Origin of the sequence: Streptomyces sp. NRRL F-5135, assembly GCF_000719775.1 — a bacterium.
In the GTDB taxonomy this organism is placed as follows: domain Bacteria; phylum Actinomycetota; class Actinomycetes; order Streptomycetales; family Streptomycetaceae; genus Streptomyces; species Streptomyces hebeiensis.
This window is the reverse complement of the sequence record NZ_JOHR01000007.1, coordinates 269,749-292,817: the sequence shown is the minus strand read 5'-3', so window position 1 is coordinate 292,817 and position 23,069 is coordinate 269,749. Positions and strand designations below refer to the sequence as shown.

The 23,069-nt window shown below is 71.6% G+C and carries 20 protein-coding genes and 1 pseudogene; 8 read left to right on the top strand and 13 right to left on the bottom strand.

The genetic code is table 11. The features are described from left to right. Nucleotides 1-82: 82 nt before the first annotated feature. Complete coding sequence (locus IG02_RS0113795) at nucleotides 83-691, bottom strand: TetR/AcrR family transcriptional regulator (RefSeq protein WP_030746212.1); 609 nt, start codon at nucleotides 689-691, stop codon at nucleotides 83-85. A 167-nt stretch (nucleotides 692-858) separates the two neighbouring features. On the opposite strand from IG02_RS0113795, the gene IG02_RS0113790 reads away from it, so the two are divergent. Then, entirely contained in the window at nucleotides 859-1,824 is a 966-nt protein-coding gene (locus IG02_RS0113790; protein WP_030746208.1) for an alpha/beta hydrolase family protein, read from the top strand. Nucleotides 1,825-2,049: 225 nt separating this feature from the next. Here IG02_RS0113790 and IG02_RS0113785 read toward each other — a convergent pair whose 3' ends face one another. Both IG02_RS0113785 and IG02_RS0113780 read right to left on the bottom strand, forming a co-directional pair. Next, entirely contained in the window at nucleotides 2,050-3,162 is a 1,113-nt protein-coding gene (locus IG02_RS0113785; protein ID WP_030746204.1) for a radical SAM protein, read from the bottom strand. A gap of 64 nt (nucleotides 3,163-3,226) precedes the next feature. Continuing rightward, nucleotides 3,227-3,760, bottom strand: coding sequence for a class IV adenylate cyclase (locus tag IG02_RS0113780; RefSeq protein ID WP_030746201.1), 534 nt, complete (start codon nucleotides 3,758-3,760; stop codon nucleotides 3,227-3,229). A gap of 274 nt (nucleotides 3,761-4,034) precedes the next feature. Between IG02_RS0113780 and IG02_RS0113775 the strand changes: the two genes are divergently transcribed. The 4 genes from IG02_RS0113775 to IG02_RS39265 are packed head-to-tail and all read left to right on the top strand — an operon-like array spanning nucleotide 4,035 to nucleotide 5,958. Beyond that, on the top strand, nucleotides 4,035-4,454 hold the full coding sequence (locus tag IG02_RS0113775; RefSeq protein ID WP_030746198.1) for a hypothetical protein: 420 nt from the start codon (nucleotides 4,035-4,037) through the stop codon (nucleotides 4,452-4,454). Beyond that, the gene (locus IG02_RS0113770; protein WP_030746195.1) at nucleotides 4,414-4,935 is read left to right on the top strand and encodes a DUF6879 family protein; all 522 of its coding nucleotides are present in this window, start codon (nucleotides 4,414-4,416) and stop codon (nucleotides 4,933-4,935) included. Before IG02_RS0113775 ends, IG02_RS0113770 begins: the two co-directional genes overlap by 41 nt. 7 nt (nucleotides 4,936-4,942) lie before the next feature. Further along, entirely contained in the window at nucleotides 4,943-5,794 is an 852-nt protein-coding gene (locus IG02_RS0113765) for a helix-turn-helix domain-containing protein (protein ID WP_030746192.1), read from the top strand. Continuing rightward, entirely contained in the window at nucleotides 5,791-5,958 is a 168-nt protein-coding gene (locus IG02_RS39265) for a DUF397 domain-containing protein (protein WP_078854449.1), read from the top strand. Before IG02_RS0113765 ends, IG02_RS39265 begins: the two co-directional genes overlap by 4 nt. Before the next feature lie 58 nt (nucleotides 5,959-6,016). On the opposite strand, the gene glnA is transcribed toward IG02_RS39265, so the two are convergent. Continuing rightward, entirely contained in the window at nucleotides 6,017-7,426 is a 1,410-nt protein-coding gene (glnA, locus tag IG02_RS0113760; RefSeq protein ID WP_030746189.1) for a type I glutamate--ammonia ligase, read from the bottom strand. Between the two features lie 321 nt (nucleotides 7,427-7,747). On the opposite strand from glnA, the gene IG02_RS0113755 reads away from it, so the two are divergent. Further along, on the top strand, nucleotides 7,748-8,215 hold the full coding sequence (locus IG02_RS0113755) for an RDD family protein (protein ID WP_030746186.1): 468 nt from the start codon (nucleotides 7,748-7,750) through the stop codon (nucleotides 8,213-8,215). A gap of 172 nt (nucleotides 8,216-8,387) precedes the next feature. Here IG02_RS0113755 and IG02_RS0113750 read toward each other — a convergent pair whose 3' ends face one another. The 4 genes and pseudogenes from IG02_RS0113750 to lipB form a co-directional block, all read right to left on the bottom strand. Next, nucleotides 8,388-9,086, bottom strand: coding sequence for a DUF4191 domain-containing protein (locus IG02_RS0113750; protein WP_030746183.1), 699 nt, complete (start codon nucleotides 9,084-9,086; stop codon nucleotides 8,388-8,390). A 10-nt stretch (nucleotides 9,087-9,096) separates the two neighbouring features. Beyond that, a complete protein-coding gene (locus IG02_RS0113745; RefSeq protein ID WP_030746180.1) occupies nucleotides 9,097-9,276 on the bottom strand; it encodes a hypothetical protein in 180 nt (59 codons plus the stop codon). Between the two features lie 675 nt (nucleotides 9,277-9,951). Next, nucleotides 9,952-10,911 (bottom strand): lipoyl synthase, encoded by a 960-nt coding sequence (gene lipA / locus IG02_RS0113740; protein ID WP_030746178.1) that lies wholly within the window; start codon nucleotides 10,909-10,911, stop codon nucleotides 9,952-9,954. Between the two features lie 433 nt (nucleotides 10,912-11,344). Next, nucleotides 11,345-12,121, bottom strand: a pseudogene (lipB, locus tag IG02_RS0113735) (lipoyl(octanoyl) transferase LipB); the annotation flags it as partial. Between the two features lie 579 nt (nucleotides 12,122-12,700). Between lipB and IG02_RS0113730 the strand changes: the two are divergent. Continuing rightward, nucleotides 12,701-14,413: a hypothetical protein gene (locus tag IG02_RS0113730; RefSeq protein WP_030746174.1), complete on the top strand. Its 1,713-nt coding sequence runs from the start codon at nucleotides 12,701-12,703 to the stop codon at nucleotides 14,411-14,413. 227 nt (nucleotides 14,414-14,640) lie between these two features. Here the strand turns inward: IG02_RS0113730 and IG02_RS0113725 are convergent, their stop codons facing one another. Both IG02_RS0113725 and IG02_RS0113720 read right to left on the bottom strand, forming a co-directional pair. Further along, entirely contained in the window at nucleotides 14,641-16,077 is a 1,437-nt protein-coding gene (locus IG02_RS0113725; protein WP_030746172.1) for an NAD(P)/FAD-dependent oxidoreductase, read from the bottom strand. Nucleotides 16,078-16,685: 608 nt separating this feature from the next. Further along, nucleotides 16,686-17,570 carry a TIGR01777 family oxidoreductase gene (locus IG02_RS0113720; RefSeq protein ID WP_030746170.1) on the bottom strand — a complete coding sequence of 295 codons (885 nt, stop codon included), beginning with the start codon at nucleotides 17,568-17,570 and terminating at the stop codon, nucleotides 16,686-16,688. A 49-nt stretch (nucleotides 17,571-17,619) separates the two neighbouring features. On the opposite strand from IG02_RS0113720, the gene IG02_RS0113715 reads away from it, so the two are divergent. Beyond that, nucleotides 17,620-18,138: a GNAT family N-acetyltransferase gene (locus IG02_RS0113715; protein ID WP_030746168.1), complete on the top strand. Its 519-nt coding sequence runs from the start codon at nucleotides 17,620-17,622 to the stop codon at nucleotides 18,136-18,138. A gap of 109 nt (nucleotides 18,139-18,247) precedes the next feature. Here IG02_RS0113715 and IG02_RS0113710 read toward each other — a convergent pair whose 3' ends face one another. From IG02_RS0113710 to aceE, 3 genes are all read right to left on the bottom strand, one after another. Continuing rightward, complete coding sequence (locus IG02_RS0113710) at nucleotides 18,248-18,769, bottom strand: DUF4240 domain-containing protein (RefSeq protein WP_030746164.1); 522 nt, start codon at nucleotides 18,767-18,769, stop codon at nucleotides 18,248-18,250. Between the two features lie 272 nt (nucleotides 18,770-19,041). Then, complete coding sequence (locus IG02_RS0113705) at nucleotides 19,042-20,007, bottom strand: helix-turn-helix transcriptional regulator (protein WP_030746161.1); 966 nt, start codon at nucleotides 20,005-20,007, stop codon at nucleotides 19,042-19,044. 228 nt (nucleotides 20,008-20,235) lie between these two features. Continuing rightward, complete coding sequence (gene aceE, locus IG02_RS0113700; protein ID WP_030746158.1) at nucleotides 20,236-22,917, bottom strand: pyruvate dehydrogenase (acetyl-transferring), homodimeric type; 2,682 nt, start codon at nucleotides 22,915-22,917, stop codon at nucleotides 20,236-20,238. Between the last annotated feature and the right edge of the window lie 152 nt (nucleotides 22,918-23,069).

The following is a 23,069-nucleotide window of genomic DNA, read 5'->3' as shown; positions in this document are numbered from 1 at the left end:
GGCCCGGACCGGTTCGCCGGACGCTGTTACCAACAGCGTCCGGTTCGCCGGTTCGGGCCCGAGCTGCTTCCGGCCCCCGGCGTCAGGACGACCGCGGTCCCTGGAGCCCCTGGAGGAGCAGTTCGACCAGTCGGCGGGGATCGTAGCGGGGATCGCTGTCCCGTCCGATACAGAGGTTGCCGATGCCGCGCATCAGTTCGTAGGGCCGCGTACCGGCCGTGATCTCGCCGGCCTCGGCCGCGGCGTCGAGCAGTTGCGCGCAGACGGGCACCAAGCGGTCGAGGAAGTAGGTGTGCAGCGCCTCGAAGCCGCTGCTGTCCGACTGCATCGCGTTGGCGAGTCCGTGCTTCGTGACCAGGAAGTCGACGAAGAGGTCGACCCACTGCCGGAGTGCCGCGAGCGGGGAGCCGGCGTCGGCCAGCAGGGCCGGACCGGCCTCGGCGCAGGCCTCGACCTGGTGGCGGTAGACGGCGACGACGAGATCCGCCCGCGTCGGGAAGTGGCGGTAGATCGTCCCCATTCCGACCCCCGCTCTGGCCGCGATCTCCCGGATCGGCGCGTCGACACCGGACGTGACGAACACCGCGGCGGCGGCGGTGAGCAGTGCCTGCTGGTTGCGCTGCGCGTCGGCCCGCTTGCTCCGGGCGCTCCGGGCCGGCCGCCCCTCCCCGGAGCTGCTTGTCGTGGGCACCACGCTCTCCTTCCGATGTCCGTTGACAAAGCGGAACAGCGCTCCGTATATTAATCGGAACGACGCTCCGCTTGAAGCTTAGCCGGAGCCGGACGCTACTGACGGCCTGCCCCGCCCTCGGCCCGCCCGAGACCGCCGGCGGAGGGCCAGTGAATGGACTTCGCATCATGAGTGAATCGACCCCGACGTACCCCGCCGACCTCTTCGCCTCGCCCGCCCCCGTCCTCTCCGTCAGCCCGGTGGTGCTGTCGGTTCCCGGCCGAGCCGTGGATCTGGAGGTGCGCGTCTCCGCGCCCGTGACCGGCGGTGATCTCCCGGTCATTCTCCTCTCCCACGGCCAGGGCTACTCGAACCACCTCTCCTCACTGAACGGTTACGCTCCCCTCGCCCACTTCTGGGCGGCCCACGGCTTCGTCGTGATCCAGCCCACCCACCTGAGTTCGAGGACGCTGAGCCTGGCCCCCGGCACCCCCGGCGGGCCCCTGCACTGGCGATCACGGGCCGAGGACATGACGCACGTCCTGGACCGCCTCGACGCCATCGAGGCCGCCGTCCCACAGCTCCTCGGGCGTCTGGACCGGAGCAGGGTGGCCGTGGCCGGGCACTCGATGGGCGGGCACACCGCGAGCCTGCTGCTGGGCGCCCGGCTCACCGACCCGGACGACGGAACGGAAGTGAACCTGGCCGAGCCCCGGATCAGGGCGGGTGTCCTGCTCGCCGCGCCCGGCCGGGGCGGCGACGCCCTCAACAGCTCCACGGCCGAGAGCTTCCCCTTCTTCCTGACCACGGACTTCTCGGAGATGACGACGCCCACGCTCGTGGTCGCCGGTGACAAGGACGATTCCGCTCACCTGTCGGTCAATGGCTGGGAGTGGCACACCGATCCGTACGTCCTCTCCCCGGGCCCCAAGTCGCTGCTCACCCTGTTCGACGCGGAGCACGGGCTCGGCGGAGTCTCGGGATACGACGTCGCCGAGACCACCGACGAGAGCCCCGAGCGGGTGTCCGCGGTCCAGCGGCTCACCTGGGCGTACCTCCGCACCGAGCTCTACCCCGGTGATCCCGCCTGGAAGGAGACGTCCGCCGCGCTGACGACCGGCCCCGACGCGCTCGGACGGATCGAGTCCAAGTAGACCGACGAGCGCGCAGGGGGCCGCCACCCCGCCGACGCGGCAGCGGGCCTTCCGTACTCCCTTTGCGTATTCACTCGCGCGGCAGCGTTCGGTGGGCCGGGTTGGTACGAATGCTGTACAACGTGGACAATCTCGGCTTCCTGGCCTCGGCTCGTGTCAGGCGCCGCCCGGCCGGGCCCCGGCCGGGCAGGCGGTATCTGTCAGTGGGCCGGGAGCAGGGTGTGCTCAGCCTCGGTTCGGCTCACGACCAGGGGTGCTGTGGAGTGCGGTGAGTCGGGCGGTTTCGTCGTCGCGGAAGGTTCGGACTTCGGTGCAGCGCTGGCTCAAGACGAACTCGCCGAGGGGCAGGCAGAGGTCCATGCGCTGGATGCAGACGCCGATCATGAAGGGGCCGTTCTGGGCGCGGTACATGCGGACGCCGTAGTAGCCCTCTTGGCAGTCGCGGTCGTTGTTGAAGCGGCAGCCGGTGCAGGTGGCCGGAAGGCGGACGGGGCGGATGCTCTTGGCGTAGAGGGTGCGGCCGTCCGGGAGGCGGTAGCGGGTGCGCTGGTCGGAGGCGCCGGCGGTGATGACGCGCAGCTCGGGTACGGCGCCCAGGTGGTCGATGACCTCCTGCATGGCGGTGAGGGAGGCACCGTCGTCCTCCAGGTTCACCAGCATCCGCACGATCACGTCGCGGCCGTGTTCTTCGATGATGCGCAGGATCCGTTCGACGTGCTGGTGGTCGGGGATGACGATGTTGGCCGAGACCTTCACCCCGTACCGACAGGCGGTCTCGATGCTGCGCGCGAGGGCATCGAGCTTCCGTGCGGCCAGGCGGGACGAGGCCAGGCGGGGTGCTTGGACGGCGGCGAGTTCGTCGGGGGTGGTGCCGAACACGGACAGGTTGATGCGGTCCAGCCCGGCCTCGGCGCACTCGGGCAGCACGGCTGCTCCGTTCTCCCCGTTGGAGGTCAGGCCGACGGTCAGGTCGAGGCGCCGTGCGATGCGGATCAGGCCGGGCAGGTCGGGGTGGAGAGTGGGCTCGCCGCCGGTGAAGTGGACCTCGTTGATGGGGAGGCTGCCGCGGACGGCGGCCAGGGCGAGGGCGAAGTCCGTATCGGCGGGGATGCGCTGGGGGAGGAAGGCGGCGCCGTTGGTGGCCAGGTAGATCGAGACCCGGCCGGAGCGGCCCGGTGTGCCGGTGAAGGTGCCGGGCCGGCGGCCGGTGTTGTCGACGGCGACGGGGGTGCCTTCGTTGTGGCAGAAGGTGCATGCCAGCCCGCACGCGTCGATGATCTTTACGCGGAGGGTGCGGTCGGGAACGACCGTGACGGGTACGTCGGGTGCGTCGTGCATCGTTCCGCCTTCCGTGCCCGACCGGGACAGCGGGATGTCCCGGTCGGCGGGTGTGGGGGCTGGGTCAAAAGCGCAGCTCGGTGATCGTGTCGAGGACGATGTCGTAGCGGGCGTAGACCTTCTGGGTGTTCTCGCTGGTCAGCTCTGCCTTGGGGATGCCGAGGCGTTCGGCGGTCCGCCAGACCTGTTCCTCGTCATCTCCCTCGATCTCCAGGTACGGGGGAATACGGGGCCAGGTGTCGATCTCCAGCCGTACGCCGTCCAGGAGCCAGGAGCTCCGGCGGTTCTCCTGGTAGGAGCGGTGGGTCAGCCCCATGAGGCCGAGGAGGGTGTGAGTGTCCTCGAAGGAGCCGACGGTGGTCTCGGTCTCCTGGGTGCCGTCGATCGCGTCCGAGCTGATCGTCTTGACGCACAGCGTCACCACGCCGCCCGCGTCCCGCAGCCGTACCCAGCGGCCTTCGACCGGGGGGATCGGGTCGTAGACGTAGCGGCGCATCACCCGCTCGCCGTGGAAGGTGCCGCCCGCGAACTTGATGCGGGCGGCCATCGCCTCCGGGTCGATCCCCAGGGCCTTGGCCTCGTACTCGACGACGTGCATAGTGCGCCAACTTCCTCTCGTGCGACATCGGATGGGGAGTCTCGCAGGCGTGCGGGTCGAGCAGTGAGCGCGGTGAATGAACCGCCCTTCTCCACCGCAGCAGGGGCCCTGCCCGGCGACGTCATGCGGAAGTGAGACGAACGTAGGACGGCGGGAGTTCAACTGCCAAAGACATTGCGTGAGTTTGCAGTACTTCCTTTGACCAGCTCGAACAGGGCTCGGACGATGACTGTGCGGCGCAAACCGGCGCAAGGCAGCGGACAGGAGAATCACCATGAAGCTACGGTTCCTTGGTAGGAACTCCAACGTGGGCGACTGCCCGACCCTGTACGCCACCGACCGTGACACGTACCTCGTCCAGGGATGGAAGGTCTTCGCGAACGACCTGCTCATGCAGCTCGACGTCCCCGAGGGGCAGAGCGTGGTGGAAGTCCCGACCGAGCTGTTCGAGCACCTGGCCAAGGACGGGCTCCCGGCCGGGGAGTTCAGGCGGCTGGAAGACCCCCTCATGATCCTGACGCCGACAGGCACGTACGTGGTCCAAGGGGCGGAAGTGGCCGATCCCGAAGCCCTGGGACAGATGGAGATTCCGGACTACGAGACCGTGATCGAGGTCCCCAAGGCCGCGATCACTGCCCTACTGGAGGAACCGCGTGGAGCTGATTTCCGGCGTCGAGCGCAACCGGCTCATTGAGGCGTGCGAGCACGACTCGTTCCACCTGGAACTGCGGGACGACTACTCGGTGCCCGACGAGGACGGCCCGTTCGAGAGCTGGCTCCGCGACGAGCCGGTGGACTACGCGTTCATGGAGCCGTGGACGCGGATGGTCAAGCGGCTGACGGCGGCGGGAAAGGCCGTACGACGCGTCCGCATCGTCTCCCATCCCCACACGCCGTACATCCGGTGGGAGCACCGCACCACTCCCCGCAACGTGGAGGCCGGCGAGGAGATCCGCTGGCTGCCCCGCCACACCGTTCCCAACGATCTGGTCTTCCCATTCGACGGGAAGGACTGGTGGCTCATGGACGATCGCCTCTTGGCCGTGGGCCACACCGATGCCGACCGCGTAACGGGGCATGAGGTCGTTGAAGACCCCAAGGTCATCGCTGAGGCGGTCGAGCTCCGCGATTCCCTGTGGTCTCTCGCCATTCCGCACGGCGAGTACCGGCCCTGATCCACGCGTGAGCAAGCAAGCACAGGAGGCTCGTGAGACGCTGGGTGCACGGCTGCGCGGATTCCGGAAGGACGCCGGATTCGGCAGCGGTCGGACACTCGCGCGTGCCCTGGGATGGCAGGAGTCGAAGGTCTCCCGGCTGGAGAACGGGAAGCAGAACGCCAGCGAGAGCGACATCCGCGCCTGGTGCGATGCCACCGATCAACAGGAGCACATCCCGGACCTCATCGCGACCGTCCGCCACATCGACGAGCTATGGCTGGAATGGCGCCGGCAACTTCAGACCGGCGCCGAGACCCGGCAGAAGAAATCCCTTCCCGTCTACGCCAAGACCAGAGCATTCCGCATCTGGAACCCCAACATGGTGTGGGGAACCTTCCAGACGGCGGAGTACGCCGCAGAGGTCTTCCAGCAGGCTGTCTCGTTCTACGAGTTCCCCAACGACACCGAGGCCGCGGTGGCCAAGCGACTGGAGCGCCAGAGATACCTGTACGAGGGGAACCGGATCTACAACGTCCTCCTGGGCGAGCAAGCCCTGTACGCGAACATCGGCGGCTCGGACGTCATGAGGAGCCAGCTGGACCGACTCACCTCACTGATGTTCCTGCCGCGGGTGAGCCTGGGAATCGTCCCGTCCACAGCTCTCACAGCGATCTGGCTGGGCCACTCCTTCTCGATGTTCGACGACAGGCTCGTCCTGGTGGAGACGTTCTCCGCCGAGCTGTCCGTCACGCAGCCTCGCGAGATCGAGCTGTACGCCAGAGCCTTTTCGCTCATTCGGCAATCAGCGGTGTATGGGGAGACCGCCAGGGGACTCATCCACACCGCGAGAAAGTACTTCGACCGGCACCGCACATGACGACCACTGACAAGGGCGAGAGAGTGAACTCCGAACCAAACTGGCGAACAAGCTCTTACACCGGAACCGAGAACTGCGTGGAAGTTGCTGATGGAGACCCGACTGACGTCTTGGTCAGGGACAGAGAGCTACGGTCCGGGGCGGGCCGAGCACGAGAACGTTGAGGGCCGCCGCCCTGGGAATCAGGACGGCGGCCCTCAGCAGCGAAGCTGACGCCCCACTTTAGATGTCGAAGTACAGCTCGAACTCGTGCGGGTGCGGGCGGAGCTGGATCGGGGCGATTTCCTTCGTGCGCTTGTAGTCGATCCAGGTCTCGATCAGGTCGGCCGTGAAGACGCCGCCCGCCTGGAGGTACTCGTTGTCCGCCTCCAGGGCGTCCAGGACGGCCGGGAGGGAGGTCGGGACCTGGGGGACGCCCGCGTGCTCCTCCGGGGCGAGCTCGTAGAGGTCCTTGTCGATCGGCTCGGCCGGCTCGATCTTGTTCTTGATGCCGTCCAGGCCGGCCAGCAGGAGCGCCGAGAAGGCCAGGTACGGGTTCGAGGACGGGTCCGGGGCGCGGAACTCGACGCGCTTCGCCTTCGGGTTCGAGCCCGTGATCGGGATACGCATCGCGGCCGAGCGGTTGCGCTGCGAGTACACCAGGTTGACCGGGGCCTCGAAGCCGGGGACCAGGCGGTGGTAGGAGTTCACCGTCGGGTTGGTGAAGGCCAGCAGCGACGGGGCGTGCTTGAGGATGCCGCCGATGTAGTAGCGGGCGGTGTCGGAGAGGCCCGCGTAGCCCTGCTCGTCGTAGAAGAGCGGGGAACCGCCCTGCCACAGGGACTGGTGGACGTGCATGCCGGAGCCGTTGTCGCCGAAGATCGGCTTGGGCATGAAGGTCGCGGTCTTGCCGTTGCGCCAGGCGACGTTCTTCACGATGTACTTGAACAGCATCAGGTCGTCGGCCGCGGCGAGCAGCGTGTTGAACTTGTAGTTGATCTCCGCCTGGCCGGCCGTGCCGACCTCGTGGTGCTGGCGCTCGACCTCGAGGCCCGACTTCTCCAGCTCCAGGGAGATCTCCGCGCGCAGGTCGGCGAAGTGGTCGACCGGCGGGGCCGGGAAGTAGCCGCCCTTGTAGCGGACCTTGTAACCCCGGTTGTCCTCCAGAGCACCGGTGTTCCAGGCGCCGGCCTCGGAGTCGATGTGGTAGAAGCCCTCGTTCGCGGTGGTGTTGAAGCGCACGCTGTCGAAGACGTAGAACTCGGCCTCCGGGCCGAAGAACGCCGTGTCCGCGATGCCGGTGGAGGCCAGGTACGCCTCGGCCTTCTTGGCGATGTTGCGCGGGTCACGGCTGTACTGCTCGCCCGTGATCGGGTCGTGGATGAAGAAGTTGATGTTCAGCGTCTTGTCACGGCGGAAGGGGTCGACCCTCGCGGTCGACAGGTCCGCGCGCAGCGCCATGTCCGACTCGTGAATGGCCTGGAAACCACGGATCGACGAGCCGTCGAAGGCCAGCTCGTCGGCCGGGTCGAACGCCTTGGCCGGGATCGTGAAGTGCTGCATCACGCCCGGCAGGTCGCAGAAGCGGACGTCGACGAACTTGACGTCCTCGTCCGCGATGAACTTCTTGGCTTCGTCGGCGTTCTGGAACATCCAGCTCCTCCTCCTCCCGACCCGGGGAGGGGCGGGGGTTGTCGCTCGGTCGTGCGGCCAGTGCGGTGGCACACGCTGGAGCCGACCATAGGGACCGGGGATTTCTCAAGCATGACCCATTTGTTTCGCCGAAGTTAACCGGCCCGGGCGCGCGCCGGGGCGCGCAGCCGTGCCCGATGCCCTCCGGGGGGCCTCCACGGGGGCCCACGGGGCCTCCACGGGTTGGGCGGGGCGCCGGTTCCGCCGCCTTCGCCGTGACCCTTCCCTCCAGGCTCGCACCCCGTGCCCGGCGGGCAAAGCGGGGCGCAGTACCGTGGACGCGTGGACAACAGGGAAGCAATCGGATCGTGGCTCTCGGGGCCGCGTGCCGCCGCCGAGAACATGGGCGTGGACTTCGGCTACCGGGGTGAACGCCTCGGTCTGCCCGAACACGGCCCCGGCTCCGTCGCCCCGTTCGGCCGGCGCTTCGGTGCCCTCTTCGTCGACTGGGCCATCTGCATGCTGATCGCATACGGGCTGCTCGCAGGGCGTGACTGGCAGGCGTCGGGCAACTGGGCCCTCGGCGTACTGTTCGTCATGAGCCTGCTCACGGTCGGTACGGCCGGTTTCACTCCGGGCAAGCGGCTGTTCGGGCTGCGCGTCGTCGCCGAGGAGGGCGGCAGGCTCGGCCCCGTCCGCGTCCTCGTCCGTACGGTCCTGCTCTGCCTGGCCCTGCCCGCCCTGGTCTGGGACCGCGACGGACGCGGCCTTCACGACCGGCTCGCCCGCGCCGTGCAGGTGCGCGGCTGAGGGAAGCCGAGCCGGTGCACGACTGGTACCCCGGTGCGCGGCTGGGGCCGGTGAACGGTTTGGACAGTGGACCTGGGCGAAGGGCGAACGGCTGAGGGGCGGCGGGAAGAGATTCCCGCCGCCCCTCAGCCGTTCGTGTCCAAGCGCTCGTGACGACGCCGTCCTCCAGGCCTCAGCGCATCTTTCCGCCGCGCGGCATGCGCATCCCCTTCGGCATCGGCCCCTTGGGCAGCGGCATGTTGCTCATCAGGTCGCCCATCGCCCGCAGCCGGTCGTTCGCCGCCGTCACCTGCGGGCCCGCCAGCACCCGCGGCAGCTTCAGCATGGTGGTGCGGACCTTCTTCAACGGCACCTGGCCCTCGCCGTCGCCCACGATGATGTCGTGCACCGGCACATCCACCACGATGCGCGCCATCTTCTTCTTCTCGGCCGCCAGCAGGCTCTTCACGCGGTTCGGGTTGCCCTCCGCCACCAGCACGATGCCGGCCTTGCCGACGGCCCGGTGGACGACGTCCTTGCTGCGGTTCATGGCCACCGCCGGGGTGGTGGTCCAGCCCCGGCCCACGTTCTCCAGCACGGCCGCCGCCGCGCCCGGCTGGCCCTCCATCTGCCCGAAGGCGGCGCGCTCGGCGCGGCGGCCGAAGACGATCGCCATCGCGAGGAACGCCAGGATGAAGCCCAGGATGCCCAGGTACACGGGGTGGCCGAGCCAGAAGCCGATCGCGAGGAAGACACCGAAGGTGACGATTCCCACACCCGCGAGGACAAGTCCGACCTTGGAGTCGGCCCGTCGGGTCATCTTGTAGGTAAGGGCGATCTGCTTCAGTCGCCCCGGGTTCGCAGCAGTGTCTGCGTTTTCCTTCCTCGCCATGTCTGGAAGTTTACGTGGCGCTGGAAGCCCGCTCCGACACCGCCTCCAGTACGTGCTCGGCCTCGACCCGGTCCTTCGCCCGGCGGCGGTCCTCCAGGACCGCTGTCCAGGCGTTACGGCGTGCCGTGCGCTGTCCGCCGCTCAGGAGCAGCGACTCCACGGCGCGCAGCGCGGTGGAGACGGACGGCAGGACGGCGGAGGCGCGGGTGGCGCGGCGGGCGCCGCGTCCGGCGGGCGGGTTGTGTCCGGCGGCGGGCTTACGGCTGCGGGTGGCTGAGGCCGTTGCTTCGGCGATGTCTCGTACCGGCGCGACCTGCATGATGGCGGTCCCCTCGGGAGAGCGGTGAGGCGGAGTGAGGTGCGGAAGGAATGTGCTTGCGTAGAACCGATGTGCGCGCTGCGTACGAACAGCGTCACTGATTGGTGTTACCAGGACGTGACCGACCGGTCAAACGCGGATGAAACCCTGCCGTGCCCCTGGAAACGCCACCACGGTCCGTGCGGCGCCCGCGACCTGCGAGGAGCTTACGGACCGCGCCGAACCGGCCGCTACCGGCAAGTAGTCACTTGTGCTCGGATTCACACGGCACGCCGGTGCCCTGCGCGAAGGGGGCGCGAGCAGTTCGCGAACGCACATGGCCGTACGGTCGGCGGCCGGGCGCCCGGCCGGTACGGGACAAGCCGCGCCCGCGCCGTGCCGCAAGGCCCGCGCCGTGCGCAGACCTCGCGCCGCGCCGTGACGCCCGCGCCACGTGGTGACGCCCATGCCGCGTCGTAACGCCCTCGCGGCACCGGTCCGTGCCCGTACCTCCGCGCCGGACGGGTGCGGGACCCGCCCGGTTCCTCGCGGGCCCGGCGGGCCGCCCTACGCGGCCGTCGCCGAGCCGCCCCGCCGCTCCATCGCCTGCTGGAACAGCCGGCCCGCGCGGTACGACGAGCGCACCAGCGGCCCCGACATCACACCGGAGAACCCGATCGCGTCCGCCTCGTCCTTCAGCTCCACGAACTCCTGCGGCTTCACCCAGCGTTCGACCGGGTGGTGCCGCACGGACGGCCGCAGGTACTGCGTGATGGTGATCAGCTCACAGCCCGCCTCGTGCAGCTGCCGCAGCGCCTCGCTGACCTCCGCCCGCTCCTCGCCCATGCCCAGGATCAGGTTGGACTTCGTGACCAGCCCCGCCTCACGGGCGCGCGTGATCACCTCCAGGGAGCGCTCGTAGCGGAAACCGGGGCGGATCCGCTTGAAGATCCGCGGCACGGTCTCGACGTTGTGCGCGAGCACCTCGGGGCGGGACGAGAAGACCTCGGCCAGCTGCTCCGGGACCGCGTTGAAGTCGGGGATGAGCAGTTCGACCTTCGTGCGGCCCGCCTCCCGCCCCGAGGTCTGCCGGTGGATCTGGCGCACGGTCTCCGCGTACAGCCAGGCGCCGCCGTCGTCCAGGTCGTCACGGGCGACGCCGGTGATCGTGGCGTAGTTCAGGTCCATCGTGACGACGGACTCGCCGACCCGGCGCGGCTCGTCACGGTCCAGCGCCTGCGGCTTGCCCGTGTCGATCTGGCAGAAGTCGCACCGCCGGGTGCACTGGTCACCGCCGATGAGGAAGGTCGCCTCGCGGTCCTCCCAGCACTCGAAGATGTTCGGACAGCCGGCCTCCTGGCAGACCGTGTGCAGCCCCTCGCTCTTCACGAGCTGCTGCAACTGGGTGTACTCGGGGCCCATTTTCGCCCGGGTCTTGATCCACTCGGGCTTGCGCTCGATGGGGGTCTGGCTGTTCCGGACCTCCAGGCGCAGCATCTTGCGTCCGTCGGGTGCGACAGCGGACACGTCGGGCACCTCTCTCTGCTGGCGCGGCATTCGATTCTTCGGCGAACACCAGGTTACGCCCGTTGTTTGCGTGGCATTACGTAGGGCCAACCGGTGGCCAAAGGGGCGCATTCCCGCCCCGTACCGAAGCGCCCCGTACCGAAGCGGGCGGGGCCGGGGCCGGCGCCGCGTACGACGCCGCCACCGGCTCCGGGCGCTACGCGGTCGCGCGCAGGTCGCCGACGGCGCTCCCCGGCCCGGACGAGTCCTCGGACCCGGCCCCGGGCGCGGACGTGGACCCGGCCCCGGGCGCGGACGTGGACCCGGCCCCGGGCGCGGACGTGGACCCGGCCCCGGGCGCGGATGTGGACCTGGCCGGGGGCGTGGACACGGCCGGTGACGTGGGGGAGTGCCCCGCCCCGGCCGGCCCCTCCGACCGCTCCCGCGGCGCCTCGCGCACGATCTTCCGCGGTTTCGGATCCGCGCCCTCCAGAACCTCCCGCAGGTGCCTCTCCACCACCGGCAGGACCTCCGCGATCGTGATCTCGCGGCCCAGCTCCTCCGAGAGCGAGGCGACCCCCGCGTCCCGGATCCCGCACGGCACGATCCGGTCGAACCAGGTGTTGTCCGGGTTCACGTTCAACGCGAAGCCGTGCATGGTCACGCCCTTGGCGACCCGGATCCCGATCGCGGCGAGCTTGCGGTCCTCGCGGCGCTGCCCGGCGTTGGACGGGGCGTACTCGGGACCGTTGAGCCGCGGGTCGAACTCCTCGTCCGTCAGCCGGGGGTCGAAGTCGATCGACAGCCCGGCCGGCGCGGGCCGCCGGTCCACCGGGTCGCCCAGCACCCACACGCCGCTGCGCCCCTCGACCCGCGTCGTCTCCAGCCCGAACTCGGCCGCCGTACGGATCAGGGCCTCTTCGAGCCGCCGTACGTGGGCGACGACGTCCACCGGGCGCGGCAGCTTCACGATCGGGTAGCCCACCAGCTGACCGGGGCCGTGCCAGGTGATCTTCCCGCCCCGGTCCACGTCGACGACCGGGGTGCCGTCCAGCGGGCGCTCGCTGTCCTGCGTACGCCGTCCGGCCGTGTAGACCGCCGGATGCTCCAGCAGCAGGCAGGTGTCGGGGATCTCGCCGGCGAACCGCGCGGCGTGCACCCGGCGCTGCTCCTGCCACGCCTCCTGGTAGTCGACGGCTTCCTCGCCGAACCCGAGATGTACGTACCGCAGCCCGGTCGCGGGCCCGGTCGTGGGCCGGTCCGCGGCCCCGCCCACCGACTCGCCCGCCGGCTTCACCACCGGTCCGGTCGCCGATTCGTTCGCCGGTTCGTCCTCGCGCGGCTCGCTCACGGCAGCGCCTCCTTAGAGAAGTTTCCTCGTGCACGCGTCGCCCCGGGGCGCATCCGCCGCACCCGGCCACTGTACGGCGGCCCTCCGCGAAGCATCCCGGAGGGCGGTCCCGGGCCGGAGCCCGGTCCCGAACCGCCCGGAGGCCGGGCCTCGGACCCGGAGGGCGTACCGAGGAGCCACCCGCGACGCGCCGTGGCGGGGGCCCACGGCCCGCACCGGGCCGGCGGCCACGGCACACCCCGGCTCGGCGTCGCTTTTCGGCCGCGCCCACAGAGGCCCTCGGCCGTTGCCCGGCCCTCGCGCGCCCGCCCCGTCCGGCGTGGTCATCACCATCGTCGCTGCTCACACGAACGGATGAATATGGGGCGAACGTAGTGGTCATGGGCTTCCCGGCAGTTAAATTCGCGCCGTTCCATGTGGGCTGCTCCCGGGCCCGGAAGGCAGGAGACCGTACAGCTGATGTCGGAACGACCTCCGCAGCGCATCCCCAACCGCCAGCTCGCCGCGCTCATCGCGGAAGCCGGATTCTCCCACGCGGGACTCGCCCGCAGGGTGGATCAGCTCGGCCTCGAACACGGCCTGGATCTGCGGTACGACAAAACGTCGGTGACCCGTTGGCTGCGCGGGCAGCAGCCCCGCGGCACCACCCCCGCCCTCATCGCCGAGGTCTTCACCCGCAGACTCGGCCGCCGGCTCTCCGCCCAGGACCTGGGCCTGGACGCCTGTGCGCCCGTCTACGCGGGGCTCGAATTCGCGTCCACCCCCGACGAGGCCATCGACATCGTCGCCGGGCTGTGGCGCAAGGACTCCGGCAGCCACACCGAGCTGCGCAAGATCGCGTTCACTCCGGCCGGTCTGGTCGTCCCGAGCCGTGACTGGCTGATCGGGCGCCCCGACGACCGGGTCGGCCATCCGGCCCTCGCCTCTCCGCAGCCGCCGCAGTCACCACAGCCACCGCGGATCGCGCAGACTCCGCTGTCCCCCCAGACGGCCCAGTCCGCGCGGTCCTCGCAGGCTCAGCAGACTTCGCAGAACGGTCCCCGCGTCCCGGGAGCGCCCGGCCCGGGCACCTCGGCCGTCCGCCCGCTGCCGGCCCAGCCGCCCACCCAGGTTCCCGTCCAAGGGCGGGGGCGCCCGGCCGGGGCGCCGGGCGGCGCACTCGGTACGGGGCCAGGCGCCGGCACCGGTGCGCTGTCCGGGCCCGGCGGTCGCACGCAGGGCAGGGCCGCCGCCGTACCCCGCCAGCAGCGCGTCGAGCGTGCGGCGGGCCAGCGCGTGACCGCGGGCGATATCGCCGCCCTGCGCTCGGTCAGCGACCTGTTCGGCTCCCTCGACCAGGCGTACGGCGGCGGGCACGCCCGCCAGGCGCTCGTCCGCTACCTGGAACACGAGGCAGAACCGATGCTGCGCGGCGTCTACGGCGAGAGCACCGGGCGCCGCCTCTTCGCCGCGGCCGCCGACCTGACCCGGCTCGCGGGCTGGACCTCGTACGACATCGCGGCCCATGGACTGGCCCAGCGCTACTTCGTCCAGGCGCTCCGGCTCTCCCAGGCGGCCGGGGACCGCGTGTACGGCAGCTATGTCCTGACCACCATGAGCCGGCAGGCCGTCTACCTGGGCCACGGCCGGGAAGCCGTCCAGCTCGCCCGCGTCGCCCAGCAGGGCGTCGGCGCGTCCGCGCCGCCGGTCGTCCAGGCGCTGCTGCACGCCGCCGAGGCGCGCGGACACGGGGTGCTCGGCGAGGTGCGGGCGTGCACCGCCTCGCTCGTACGCGCCGAACGGGCCCTGGACTCCGCCCGGACCGGCGACGACGTCCCGTACTGGGCGCGCTTCTTCGACGAGGCCCAGATGGCCGACGAACTCGGTCACTGCCACCGGGACTTGCAGCAGTACCGCGCGGCGGCGCAGCACGCGGAGCGCTCGCTCCAGCTCCGCGCCCCCAAATACGCCCGCAGCCGACTCTTCTGCCGGGTCGTCCTCGCCTGCGCCCGGCTCGGCCTCGGCGAGCTGGACCAGGCGTGCCTGCTCGGCGCGGAGGCGGCCCAGCAGGCCACGGAGATGCGGTCGGTGCGCGCGGTGGAGTACGTACGGGACTTCGAGCGGCGCCTGGAGCCGTACCGGGACGCGGCGGCGGTACGGAACTACCGCGACCGGGTGGCGGCGCTCGGCTGAGCCGTGCCGTGCCGCCTCCGCGGGCACGGGAGGACGGCACGGGAGTTGGAAACCGGTCCCGTCCGGGGTGATCGACGCCGGACGGGACCGGAGTTGGCGGGGTGGGCGGACGCGGTGCCCCGCCCACCACGTCAGGCCGCTGAGGGGTCCGCGCGGCGTACGGCCCGCACTCTGTACGGGACTTGTGCCGCGTCCGACACCTGCGCCGCGTACGGCGCGTACGGCGCTTACGCCACCGCGGGCAGCTGCACTGGTCCGCACGCCGGGCGTACGCCCAGGTCGCGCAGGAGCGCGTGGGCGGCGCGACGGCCGGAGAACAGCGCGCCAGGGACCGTGTTCATGTCGCGGTGGTCCCCGCACACGTACAGTCCGGCCAACAGCCGTACCGGACGCCGCAGATCGTGCGGTGGCGGCATGGCCGGCACGGCCTCCGGGTCGTGGTGGACCGCCAGCAGCTCCCAGCCGTCGGTCGGTGTCCCGTACAGCCGCGCGAGGTGCGCGCGTACGGAACGGTCCAGTTCGGCGGCCGGGGGAGGGGTGCCCAGCACCGTCGAGGTGATCAGCGCCCGGTCCGACGGGGCGCGCGAGGGATCGACCTCGCTCATCACGGCGGTGTGCGCGACCGGGCCGCCGCGGTCGGCGTCCAGCAGGAGAGCGGGGTCGGTGAGCGGCGGTACCGGAGCGGTGTGGTGCAGGACCGTCACGGCGTGGAAGTCCGGTACGCGCAGGCCGGGCAGCAGCTCGGCGGCGGCGGACGCGCCGGTCGCCAGGACGAGGGAGCGACAGCTGATCTCGCCGTGCTCCTTGGTGGTCACGCGGTTGATCGACGTGTCCGTGACACAGACGCCCGTACGGACCGTGCCGGGCGGCAGCGAACGCGCCAGCAGCTCCGGCAGCGCGGCGGCGCCGCCGGCCGGGACACAGAGCCTGCCCCGGGCGAACGCGCGCAGCGCGAGGTCGGCGCAGCGGCTGGACGTACCCAGCTCCGGATCGCTGAGCAGCGCGGACAGCAGGGGATGCAGAAAGCCGTTGACGGTGCGGGAGGGCAGCCCGCGGGCCGACAGCGACTCGGCGGCGGTGAGTTCGGGCCGGGCGAGCAGCCGCGTCGTCGGGGTGCCCGCGAGGCGGTTGAGCGCGGCGCCGAGCCGGGCCTGGTCGACGGCGCCGCCGAGCGGGGGCCGGGGGGCGCTCGCGAGGGCGCGCGCAGCGGTCAGTGCGCTCCGTGCGCTCCCCACCGCACCCGTGCGGAGCGAGCCCCGGGGACCGGCCGTGGAACGGGTGGCATGGGCGGTACGAGCGGCGTGCGCGGTACGGGAGTTGCGGTTACCGCGCGCGGCCCCGACGGCTCCGGTCCGGTAGTTGCGGCCGTCACTGTGGACGAGCACGCCCGGCGCGAACATCCGCAGGGTGACGCCCTCCAGGCCCGGGGTGCGCAGCAGTTCGGGGTACGAGGTCGTCAGGAGCCGGCCGCCGCGGTCGAGCAGGAAGCCGTCGACCCGGTCCGTGGCCATGCGCCCGCCGACGCGCGGGGCGGCCTCCAGGACGGCGACCGTCACGCCCGCGCTGGTCAGATGGTGAGCCGCCGCCAGACCTGCGATCCCGGCTCCGATGATGACGACATCCACGTCGTGTGCGGATGTGTTCCGATGTGCGGTGCTGAGCACGTGCCCCTCCCCGAGGTCGGCGCGGCTGGTGATTCCCGGACGAGCGTAGGGAGGGGAGGCGCGCGCCGCGCACGCGCGCGCTGGGGGTCACCGATGCATGGGGGTGGCACGGACGCGCCTCCCCGCGGCGGCCGCGGGCACGGGAGTGCGGCGGGCGCGGCCACCGCGGGCGGTTCCCCCGCCCGGCCCCTGTCCCTGCCTCTTGCCGCCGTCGCGCCGCCCCTGCAGGCCGCCCCGACTCGGGACCCCGGCCCCAGGCCCCGTGCGCCGGCCCCGGTCGCCGGGCCAGGCTTCGGCGATCCGGCTCGGCTTCCGGCCTCCGGGCTCGGTCTGGCCATCCGGCCCGGCTTCCGGCGACCCGGCCCGGCCTTCGGCCTCCGAAGGCCGGCCCCGGCTTCCGGCCATCCGGCCCGGCCTTCGGGCGGCGGAGCCTGCCTCTGGCTTCCGGCCTACGGCCGCCGGGGGCCGACCCCGTGCCTGGCCTTCGGCCACCAGGCGCGGCCTCCCGCAGGGCCTCTCGCACGGCCTGCCCAGGTCTCCGGCCTGCGGAAGCGACTCGGCGACGACCGAAGGGCACCCCGTACAGCCCCGCCCCCCGCCGGAAGGCGTCACGCCGCGCGGATCGCGTCCTCGATCGTCGGGAACGCGAAGGTGAATCCCGACTCCGACAGCACTCTCGGTACCACCCGCTGGCTTCCCAGGACGTCCCCCGCCAGGCCCCCCAGCACCGCCCGCAGTGCCACCGCCGGCACCGGGAACGGGGTCGGGCGGTGCAGTACCCGGCCCATCGCGGCCGTGACCTCACGGTTCGTCACCGGCTCCGGGGCCGTCAGGTTCACCGGACCGTGCACCGACTCCGTCTCCAGCAGGTGCCGCAGCGCCGCCACCTCGTCGTGCAGCGCGACAAAGCTCCAGTACTGCCGCCCCGAGCCCAGCCGCCCGCCCAGCCCCGCACGGAACAGCGGGAACAGCCGGGCCCACGCGCCACCCTCGCGGGAGACCACCAGGCCGGTGCGCGCGAACACCGTCCGTACGCCCGCCTCCTCCGCCGCTCCGGCCGCCTCCTCCCAGTCCACGCAGAGCGACGGGAGGAAGCCCTCACCCGGCGGCGCGCTCTCGTCCACCACCCGGTCACCCGTCTCGCCGTAGAACCCGATGGCCGACCCGCATACCAGCACCCGGGGCGGCGGGTCCAGCGCGGCCACCGCCTCCGCGATCGCCGCCGTGCCGAGCACCCGGCTCTCGCGGACGTTCTTCTTGTGCGCCTCGCTCCAGCGACGGTCCGCGATGCCCGCGCCGGCCAGGTGCACCACCGCCTCGCAGCCGCGCAGCCCGCGCAGGTCGACGTACTGCCGCACGGGATCCCACTCCACCTCGTCACCCGCGCGGGAGGGGCGCCGTACCAGGCGGGTGACCTCGTGGCCGTCCGCGCGCAGGGAGTCGACCAGCGCGGATCCGATGAGCCCGGTGGAACCGGTGACAGCGATCTTCATGCCTCCATCCTGCCCTTCCCCGGCCGCCCCGCATGGCACAGTTGCCGCCATGTCCGACCTACGAATACGGCCCGCCGACCACGCGGACGACGACGCGCTCGCCGACCTCGACCGGCGCACCTGGTCCCCGCTCCACGCGGTCACGCCCCGGCCCCGGGAGCCTTACGGGCCCTTCTTCGACGTTCTGCACCCGGTCGAGGAGTTCCTGGTCGCCGAGGCCGACGACGACCGCCTCGCCGGTTACGTACGTGTCGCCCGCCCCACGCCGCTCGTCAGCAACGCGCACGTACGGCAGATCCAGGGCCTCGCCGTCGACGAGTGGGCGCGTGGCCGGGGAGTGGCGCGGGCCCTGCTGCGCGCGGCGGCCCTGCACGCCCGCAACCAGGGCGCACGGCGGCTCACCCTGCGGGTGCTGGGCCACAACGCACCGGCGCGTCGGCTCTACGAGAGCGAGGGCTTCGCCGTGGAGGGGGTCCTGCCCGGGGAGTTCCTGCTGGACGGCCGGTACGTCGACGACGTGCTCATGGGCGTCGCGCTGACGTTTGAGCCGACGTCCACGCCGACGTGACGCGGCGCCTCGGGAACACCGGGCGGCGCCGGAACCCCGAGCGGAAACCCTGAGCCGATCCCGGACCCCGGACCGGATCGAGGCCCCGGCGGACCGGCCGCGCCCCGCCTCATCCCGTCCCGAAGCGCTCCCACAGCCCGGGGAACCGTCGCGCCAGCGCCGCGTCGTCCTCGAAGTCCACCGGCGTGCCCTCCGGCTCGGCCGGCTGCGGCGTGATCCCCAGGTCCGGGGCGACCACGCCCGTGAGCTGTTCGTACGCCTCGTCCGCCGCGTACCCCAGCTCCTCGCCGTCCCCGTCCAGGTCCTCGTCGAACTCGTCCAGCAACTCGGCCAGGCTGTCCGGGTCGTGCAGCGCGCCCTCGAAGACCTCCCGGCCCTGCCCGATCAGCCAGCAGCGGAAGTAGTCGAAGGCGTCGTCACTGGCGCCGCCCAGCAGCACGGCCGCCGCGGCCCACAGATCCCACCGGTACGCACGGTTGTAGCGGGACTCGAAGTGCCGCGCGAAGTCGAGCACGGAGTCGGGGTCGAGCGTCAGCAGCCGTTCCACCAGCAGATCGGCATGGTCCTCGGGGTCGCCCTCGGCAGCCTCGCGGGTGCTGTCGACGATCTCCCAGAACTCCGTCTCGTCCATCACGGGTACAGCATCGTGCTTGGTGCGGGGCAGTGCACGCTCAGGCGACGAAATGCGGGGCGTTTCCTCAAGCTTCCCCCGCTTCTCGAGCTCCCGCGCCCCGGTTCTGGCATGATCGCGTCGAGTTTCCCGGCCGCGGGTCCCTCCGGCTCACGCCCGGTGCACGTCGCGCGTCCCGTCCCCGGCGCCCTCGGCGGGCCCTCCGTCCGGCCCGCGGACGGCGGCACCGCACGCGCTGATCGACGCGGCGCCCGCGGACTCGCGGTCGCCGCCTACCCGTACAGCTTCCGCAGTCCCTCCGCCGCCTCCGCGAAGCGGTCCCTCAGCGTGCGGGGCGCCAGGATCTCCGCCTCCGGTCCCAGCGCGAGCAACTGGTCGTACGCCACCTCCTCCGACTCCACGGGCAGCGTGACCGTGATCCGGCCGTCCCCGTCCGGTGGGTCCGCCGCCTCGATCGACGCGTGGGCGGCGGCGCGGTCGGTGAGATGGGGCAGCCGCCGGGCGCCCTCCCGCGTGAGCCGTACGACGACCTCCGCCCGCAGCAAGGAGCGTGCGAACTCCGCCGCGCGCTCCTCCCAGAAGGCCGGGAGGTCGAAGGAAGCCTCCCTGGAGAAACGTTCCTGCAAGGGTTCGGCCGAGACGAACCGGTCGATCCGGTAGACCCGGAAGGTCCCCTCGACCGCCGCGCACAGGTACCAGACACCCGCCTTGAGCACGAGACCGTACGGGGCCAGCTGCCGCTCCACGTCGGTGTCCTCGCGGCGGTACCGCGTGCGCAGCAGCAGGTCGCCCCAGACCGCCTCCGCGATGACGGGCAGCAACTCGGGCGTCTCCGGCTCGTGGTACCACCCCGGGGCGTCGAGGTGAAAGCGCTGCGCCGCCGTGTCCGAGGCGTCCCGCAGGGACGGCAGCAGCGCCGCCGACACCTTGAGCCGGGCCGCGGAGGAGATGTCGTCGAGGCCCATCTCGCGCAGCGCGCCCGGCACTCCGGACAGGAACAGCGCCTCGGCCTCGCCGCGCGCGAGCCCCGTCAGCCGGGTGCGGTAACCGCCGATCAGCCGGTAGCCGCCCGCCCGGCCCCGGTCCGCGTACACCGGGACCCCGGCCTCGGAGAGAGCCTGGGCGTCCCGGGTGATCGTCCGCTCCGAGACCTCCAGTTCCCGGGCCAGCTCACCGGCCGTCATGGAGGGTCTGGACTGAAGGAGAAGCACCATTTTGATCAGCCGGGCAGCGCGCATGCCCCCATGATGCAGGGGAGCCCCCGTCACCGTGACAGGGGCCCCCGAGAGCGGTCACCAAAGAACCACTGGTTCGTCGCTCGGCGCGCACGGAGCACGTTCAACGGTCCGCGTTCACCGGGCACGGGGCACGCTCGGCTCCGCTCCCGCCGACCGGGCCCCGACCGCCCGGAGCCCCGGACCGTACGGCACGTACGGTCCGGGGCTCCGGCCACGCGGCGCGCTCGCTCAGAGTCCGTACCGCTCCCGCGCCTCCGCGACCCGCTCCGGCTTGATGTCGCCCCGCCGGGCCAGCTGCGCCAGCGCCGCGACCGCGATCGACCGCGCGTCCACGCCGAAGTGGCGGCGGGCCGCCTCGCGGGTGTCGGAGAGACCGAAGCCGTCCGTGCCGAGCGAGCTGTAGTCCTGCTCCACCCACTGGCTGATCTGGTCCGGCACCTGCCGCATCCAGTCGCTGACCGCCAGCACCGGGCCCGGCGCGCCGGACAGCGCGCGGGTCACGTACGGCACCCGCTCCTCGCCGCGCAGCAGCGCCTCGTCCGCCGCCAGCGCGTCCCGGCGCAGCTCGCTCCACGAGGTGGCCGACCAGACGTCGGCGGTGACGCCCCAGTCGGCGGCCAGCAGCTCCTGCGCCTCGAGCGCCCAGTGGATCGCCGTACCCGAGGCCAGCAGCTGGAGCCGGGGCGCGTCGGCCGCGGCGGGCGTGCCCTCCTTGAAGCGGTAGAGGCCCTTGACGATGCCCTCCTCGACCCCCTCGGGCATCGCGGGCTGCGGCATCGGCTCGTTGTAGACCGTCAGGTAGTAGAAGACGTCCTCGGCATCGGGACCGTACATCCGCCGCAGACCGTCCTTGACGATCACCGCGATCTCGTAGGCGAACGCCGGGTCGTAGTTCAGCGACGCCGGGTTCGTGGCCGCGATCAGGTGCGAATGGCCGTCCGCGTGCTGGAGGCCCTCACCCGTCAGGGTCGTCCGGCCGGCCGTCGCGCCCACGATGAAGCCCTTGCCGAGCTGGTCGGCGAGCTGCCACATCTGGTCGCCGGTCCGCTGCCAGCCGAACATCGAGTAGAAGATGTAGAAGGGGATCATCGTCTCGCCGTGCGTCGCGTACGACGTGGCGGCGGCGATGAAGTCCGCCATCGAACCGGCCTCGGTGATGCCCTCGTTGAGGATCTGACCGTTCGCGGCTTCCTTGTAGTACATGATCTGGTCGCGGTCGACCGGATCGTACGTCTGGCCCAGCGGCGAGTAGATGCCGGCCGACGGGAACAGCGCCTCCATACCGAAGGTACGGGCCTCGTCCGGGACGATCGGGACCCAGCGCTTGCCGGTCTCCTTGTCCCGCATCAGGTCCTTCATCAGCCGGACGAACGCCATCGTCGTCGCCACGGACTGCTTGCCCGAACCCTTGTAGACGGCCTGGAACGCCTTCTCGGACGGCTCCGGCAGCGGCGCGACCGGGTGCACCCGGCGGGCCGGGGCCGGACCGCCGAGCGCCGCGCGGCGCTCCTGGAGGTAGCGGACCTCGGGGGAGTCGGCGCCCGGGTGGCCGTACGGCACGAGGCTGTCGTCCAGCTTCGAGTCCGGGATCGGCAGGTCGAGCAGGTCGCGCATGGCGCGGAACTGGTCGCCCGAGAGCTTCTTCATCTGGTGGTTCGCGTTGCGCGACTCGAAGCCCGGGCCCAGCGTCCAGCCCTTCACGGTCTGCGCGAGGATCACGGTCGGCGCGCCCTTGTGCGCGAGGGCCGCGCGGTAGGCGGCGTACACCTTGCGGGCCTCGTGGCCGCCGCGCGAGGTGTGGAAACACTCGGCGATCTTCGCGTCGGACAGCAGTTTCGCCAGCTCGGCGAGGGCCGGCTCGGCGCCGAAGAAGTGCTCGCGGATGTACGCCACGTCCCGCGTTGCGTACGTCTGGAACTGCGCGTCCGGCACCGCGCGCAGCCGCCGTACCAGCGCGCCGGTGGTGTCCAGCGCGAACAGCTCGTCCCAGGCGGAGCCCCAGAGCGACTTGATCACGTTCCAGCCGGCGCCGCGGAACTGGGCCTCCAGCTCCTGCACGATCTTGAAGTTCGCGCGGACCGGGCCGTCGAGGCGCTGGAGGTTGCAGTTGATGACGAAGGTCAGGTTGTCCAGCCGCTCCCGGGAGGCGAGCGCGAGCGCCGCCGTCGACTCCGGCTCGTCCATCTCGCCGTCGCCGAGGAACGCCCAGACGTGCGAGCCCGAGGTGTCCTTGATGCCGCGGTTGGTCAGGTAGCGGTTGAAGCGCGCCTGGTAGATCGCGGAGAGCGGGCCGAGGCCCATGGAGACCGTCGGGAATTCCCAGAGCCAGGGCAGCCGCCGGGGGTGCGGGTACGAGGGCAGGCCGCCGCCCCCCGCCTCCTGCCGGAAGTTGTCCAGGTTCTGCTCGCTCAGCCGGCCGTCGAGGAAGGCGCGGGCGTAGATGCCGGGGGAGGCGTGGCCCTGGATGTAGAGCTGGTCGCCGGAGCCGGGGGAGTCCTGGGACTCCTTGCCGCGGAAGAAGTGGTTGAAGCCCGTCTCGTACAGCCAGGCCGCCGAGGCGAAGGTGGCGATGTGGCCGCCGACGCCGAAGCGGGAGCCGCGGGTGACCATCGCCGCCGCGTTCCAGCGGTTCCAGGCGGTGATCCGGGATTCCATCTCCAGGTCGCCGTCGAACTCGGGCTCCGCGGCCGTCGGGATGGAGTTGACGTAATCGGTCTCCAGGAGCGCGGGCACCGGCACCCCGGCCGCTTCCGCGTGCTGGAGGGTGCGCCGCATCAGGTAAGCGGCGCGGTGGGAGCCCGCGTGCTCGGTGACGGCGTCGAGGGAGGCCGCCCATTCGGCGGTCTCCTCGGTGTCACGGTCCGGGAGCTGGTCGAGCTCGCTCGGGAGTTTGGCTACGGGGTCGGTCATGGACGCCGCCTTCCGGACAGGAGGGGGGTGGAGAAGGTGCCTTGTCTGGCAGGACAGGGCGACGGACTGGGTGCAGCCCACCGATGACTGTAAATCGCTGATCGATGATCGATCAAAGGGTTGAGAGGTAAAACTTCCCGGAAGCGAAGAAG

What these genes read in the sequence shown, in the direction of transcription:
- IG02_RS0113790 (WP_030746208.1), top strand. Translation starts at nt 859, where the DNA reads ATGAGTGAATCGACCCCGACGTACCCCGCCGACCTCTTCGCCTCGCCC.
- IG02_RS0113785 (WP_030746204.1), bottom strand. Translation starts at nt 3,162, where the DNA reads ATGCACGACGCACCCGACGTACCCGTCACGGTCGTTCCCGACCGCACC.
- IG02_RS0113780 (WP_030746201.1), bottom strand. Translation starts at nt 3,760, where the DNA reads ATGCACGTCGTCGAGTACGAGGCCAAGGCCCTGGGGATCGACCCGGAG.
- IG02_RS0113775 (WP_030746198.1), top strand. Translation starts at nt 4,035, where the DNA reads ATGAAGCTACGGTTCCTTGGTAGGAACTCCAACGTGGGCGACTGCCCG.
- IG02_RS39265 (WP_078854449.1), top strand. Translation starts at nt 5,791, where the DNA reads ATGACGACCACTGACAAGGGCGAGAGAGTGAACTCCGAACCAAACTGG.
- glnA (WP_030746189.1), bottom strand. Translation starts at nt 7,426, where the DNA reads ATGTTCCAGAACGCCGACGAAGCCAAGAAGTTCATCGCGGACGAGGAC.
- IG02_RS0113750 (WP_030746183.1), bottom strand. Translation starts at nt 9,086, where the DNA reads ATGGCGAGGAAGGAAAACGCAGACACTGCTGCGAACCCGGGGCGACTG.
- IG02_RS0113730 (WP_030746174.1), top strand. Translation starts at nt 12,701, where the DNA reads ATGTCGGAACGACCTCCGCAGCGCATCCCCAACCGCCAGCTCGCCGCG.
- IG02_RS0113720 (WP_030746170.1), bottom strand. Translation starts at nt 17,570, where the DNA reads ATGAAGATCGCTGTCACCGGTTCCACCGGGCTCATCGGATCCGCGCTG.
- IG02_RS0113715 (WP_030746168.1), top strand. Translation starts at nt 17,620, where the DNA reads ATGTCCGACCTACGAATACGGCCCGCCGACCACGCGGACGACGACGCG.
- IG02_RS0113710 (WP_030746164.1), bottom strand. Translation starts at nt 18,769, where the DNA reads ATGGACGAGACGGAGTTCTGGGAGATCGTCGACAGCACCCGCGAGGCT.
- IG02_RS0113705 (WP_030746161.1), bottom strand. Translation starts at nt 20,007, where the DNA reads ATGCGCGCTGCCCGGCTGATCAAAATGGTGCTTCTCCTTCAGTCCAGA.
- aceE (WP_030746158.1), bottom strand. Translation starts at nt 22,917, where the DNA reads ATGACCGACCCCGTAGCCAAACTCCCGAGCGAGCTCGACCAGCTCCCG.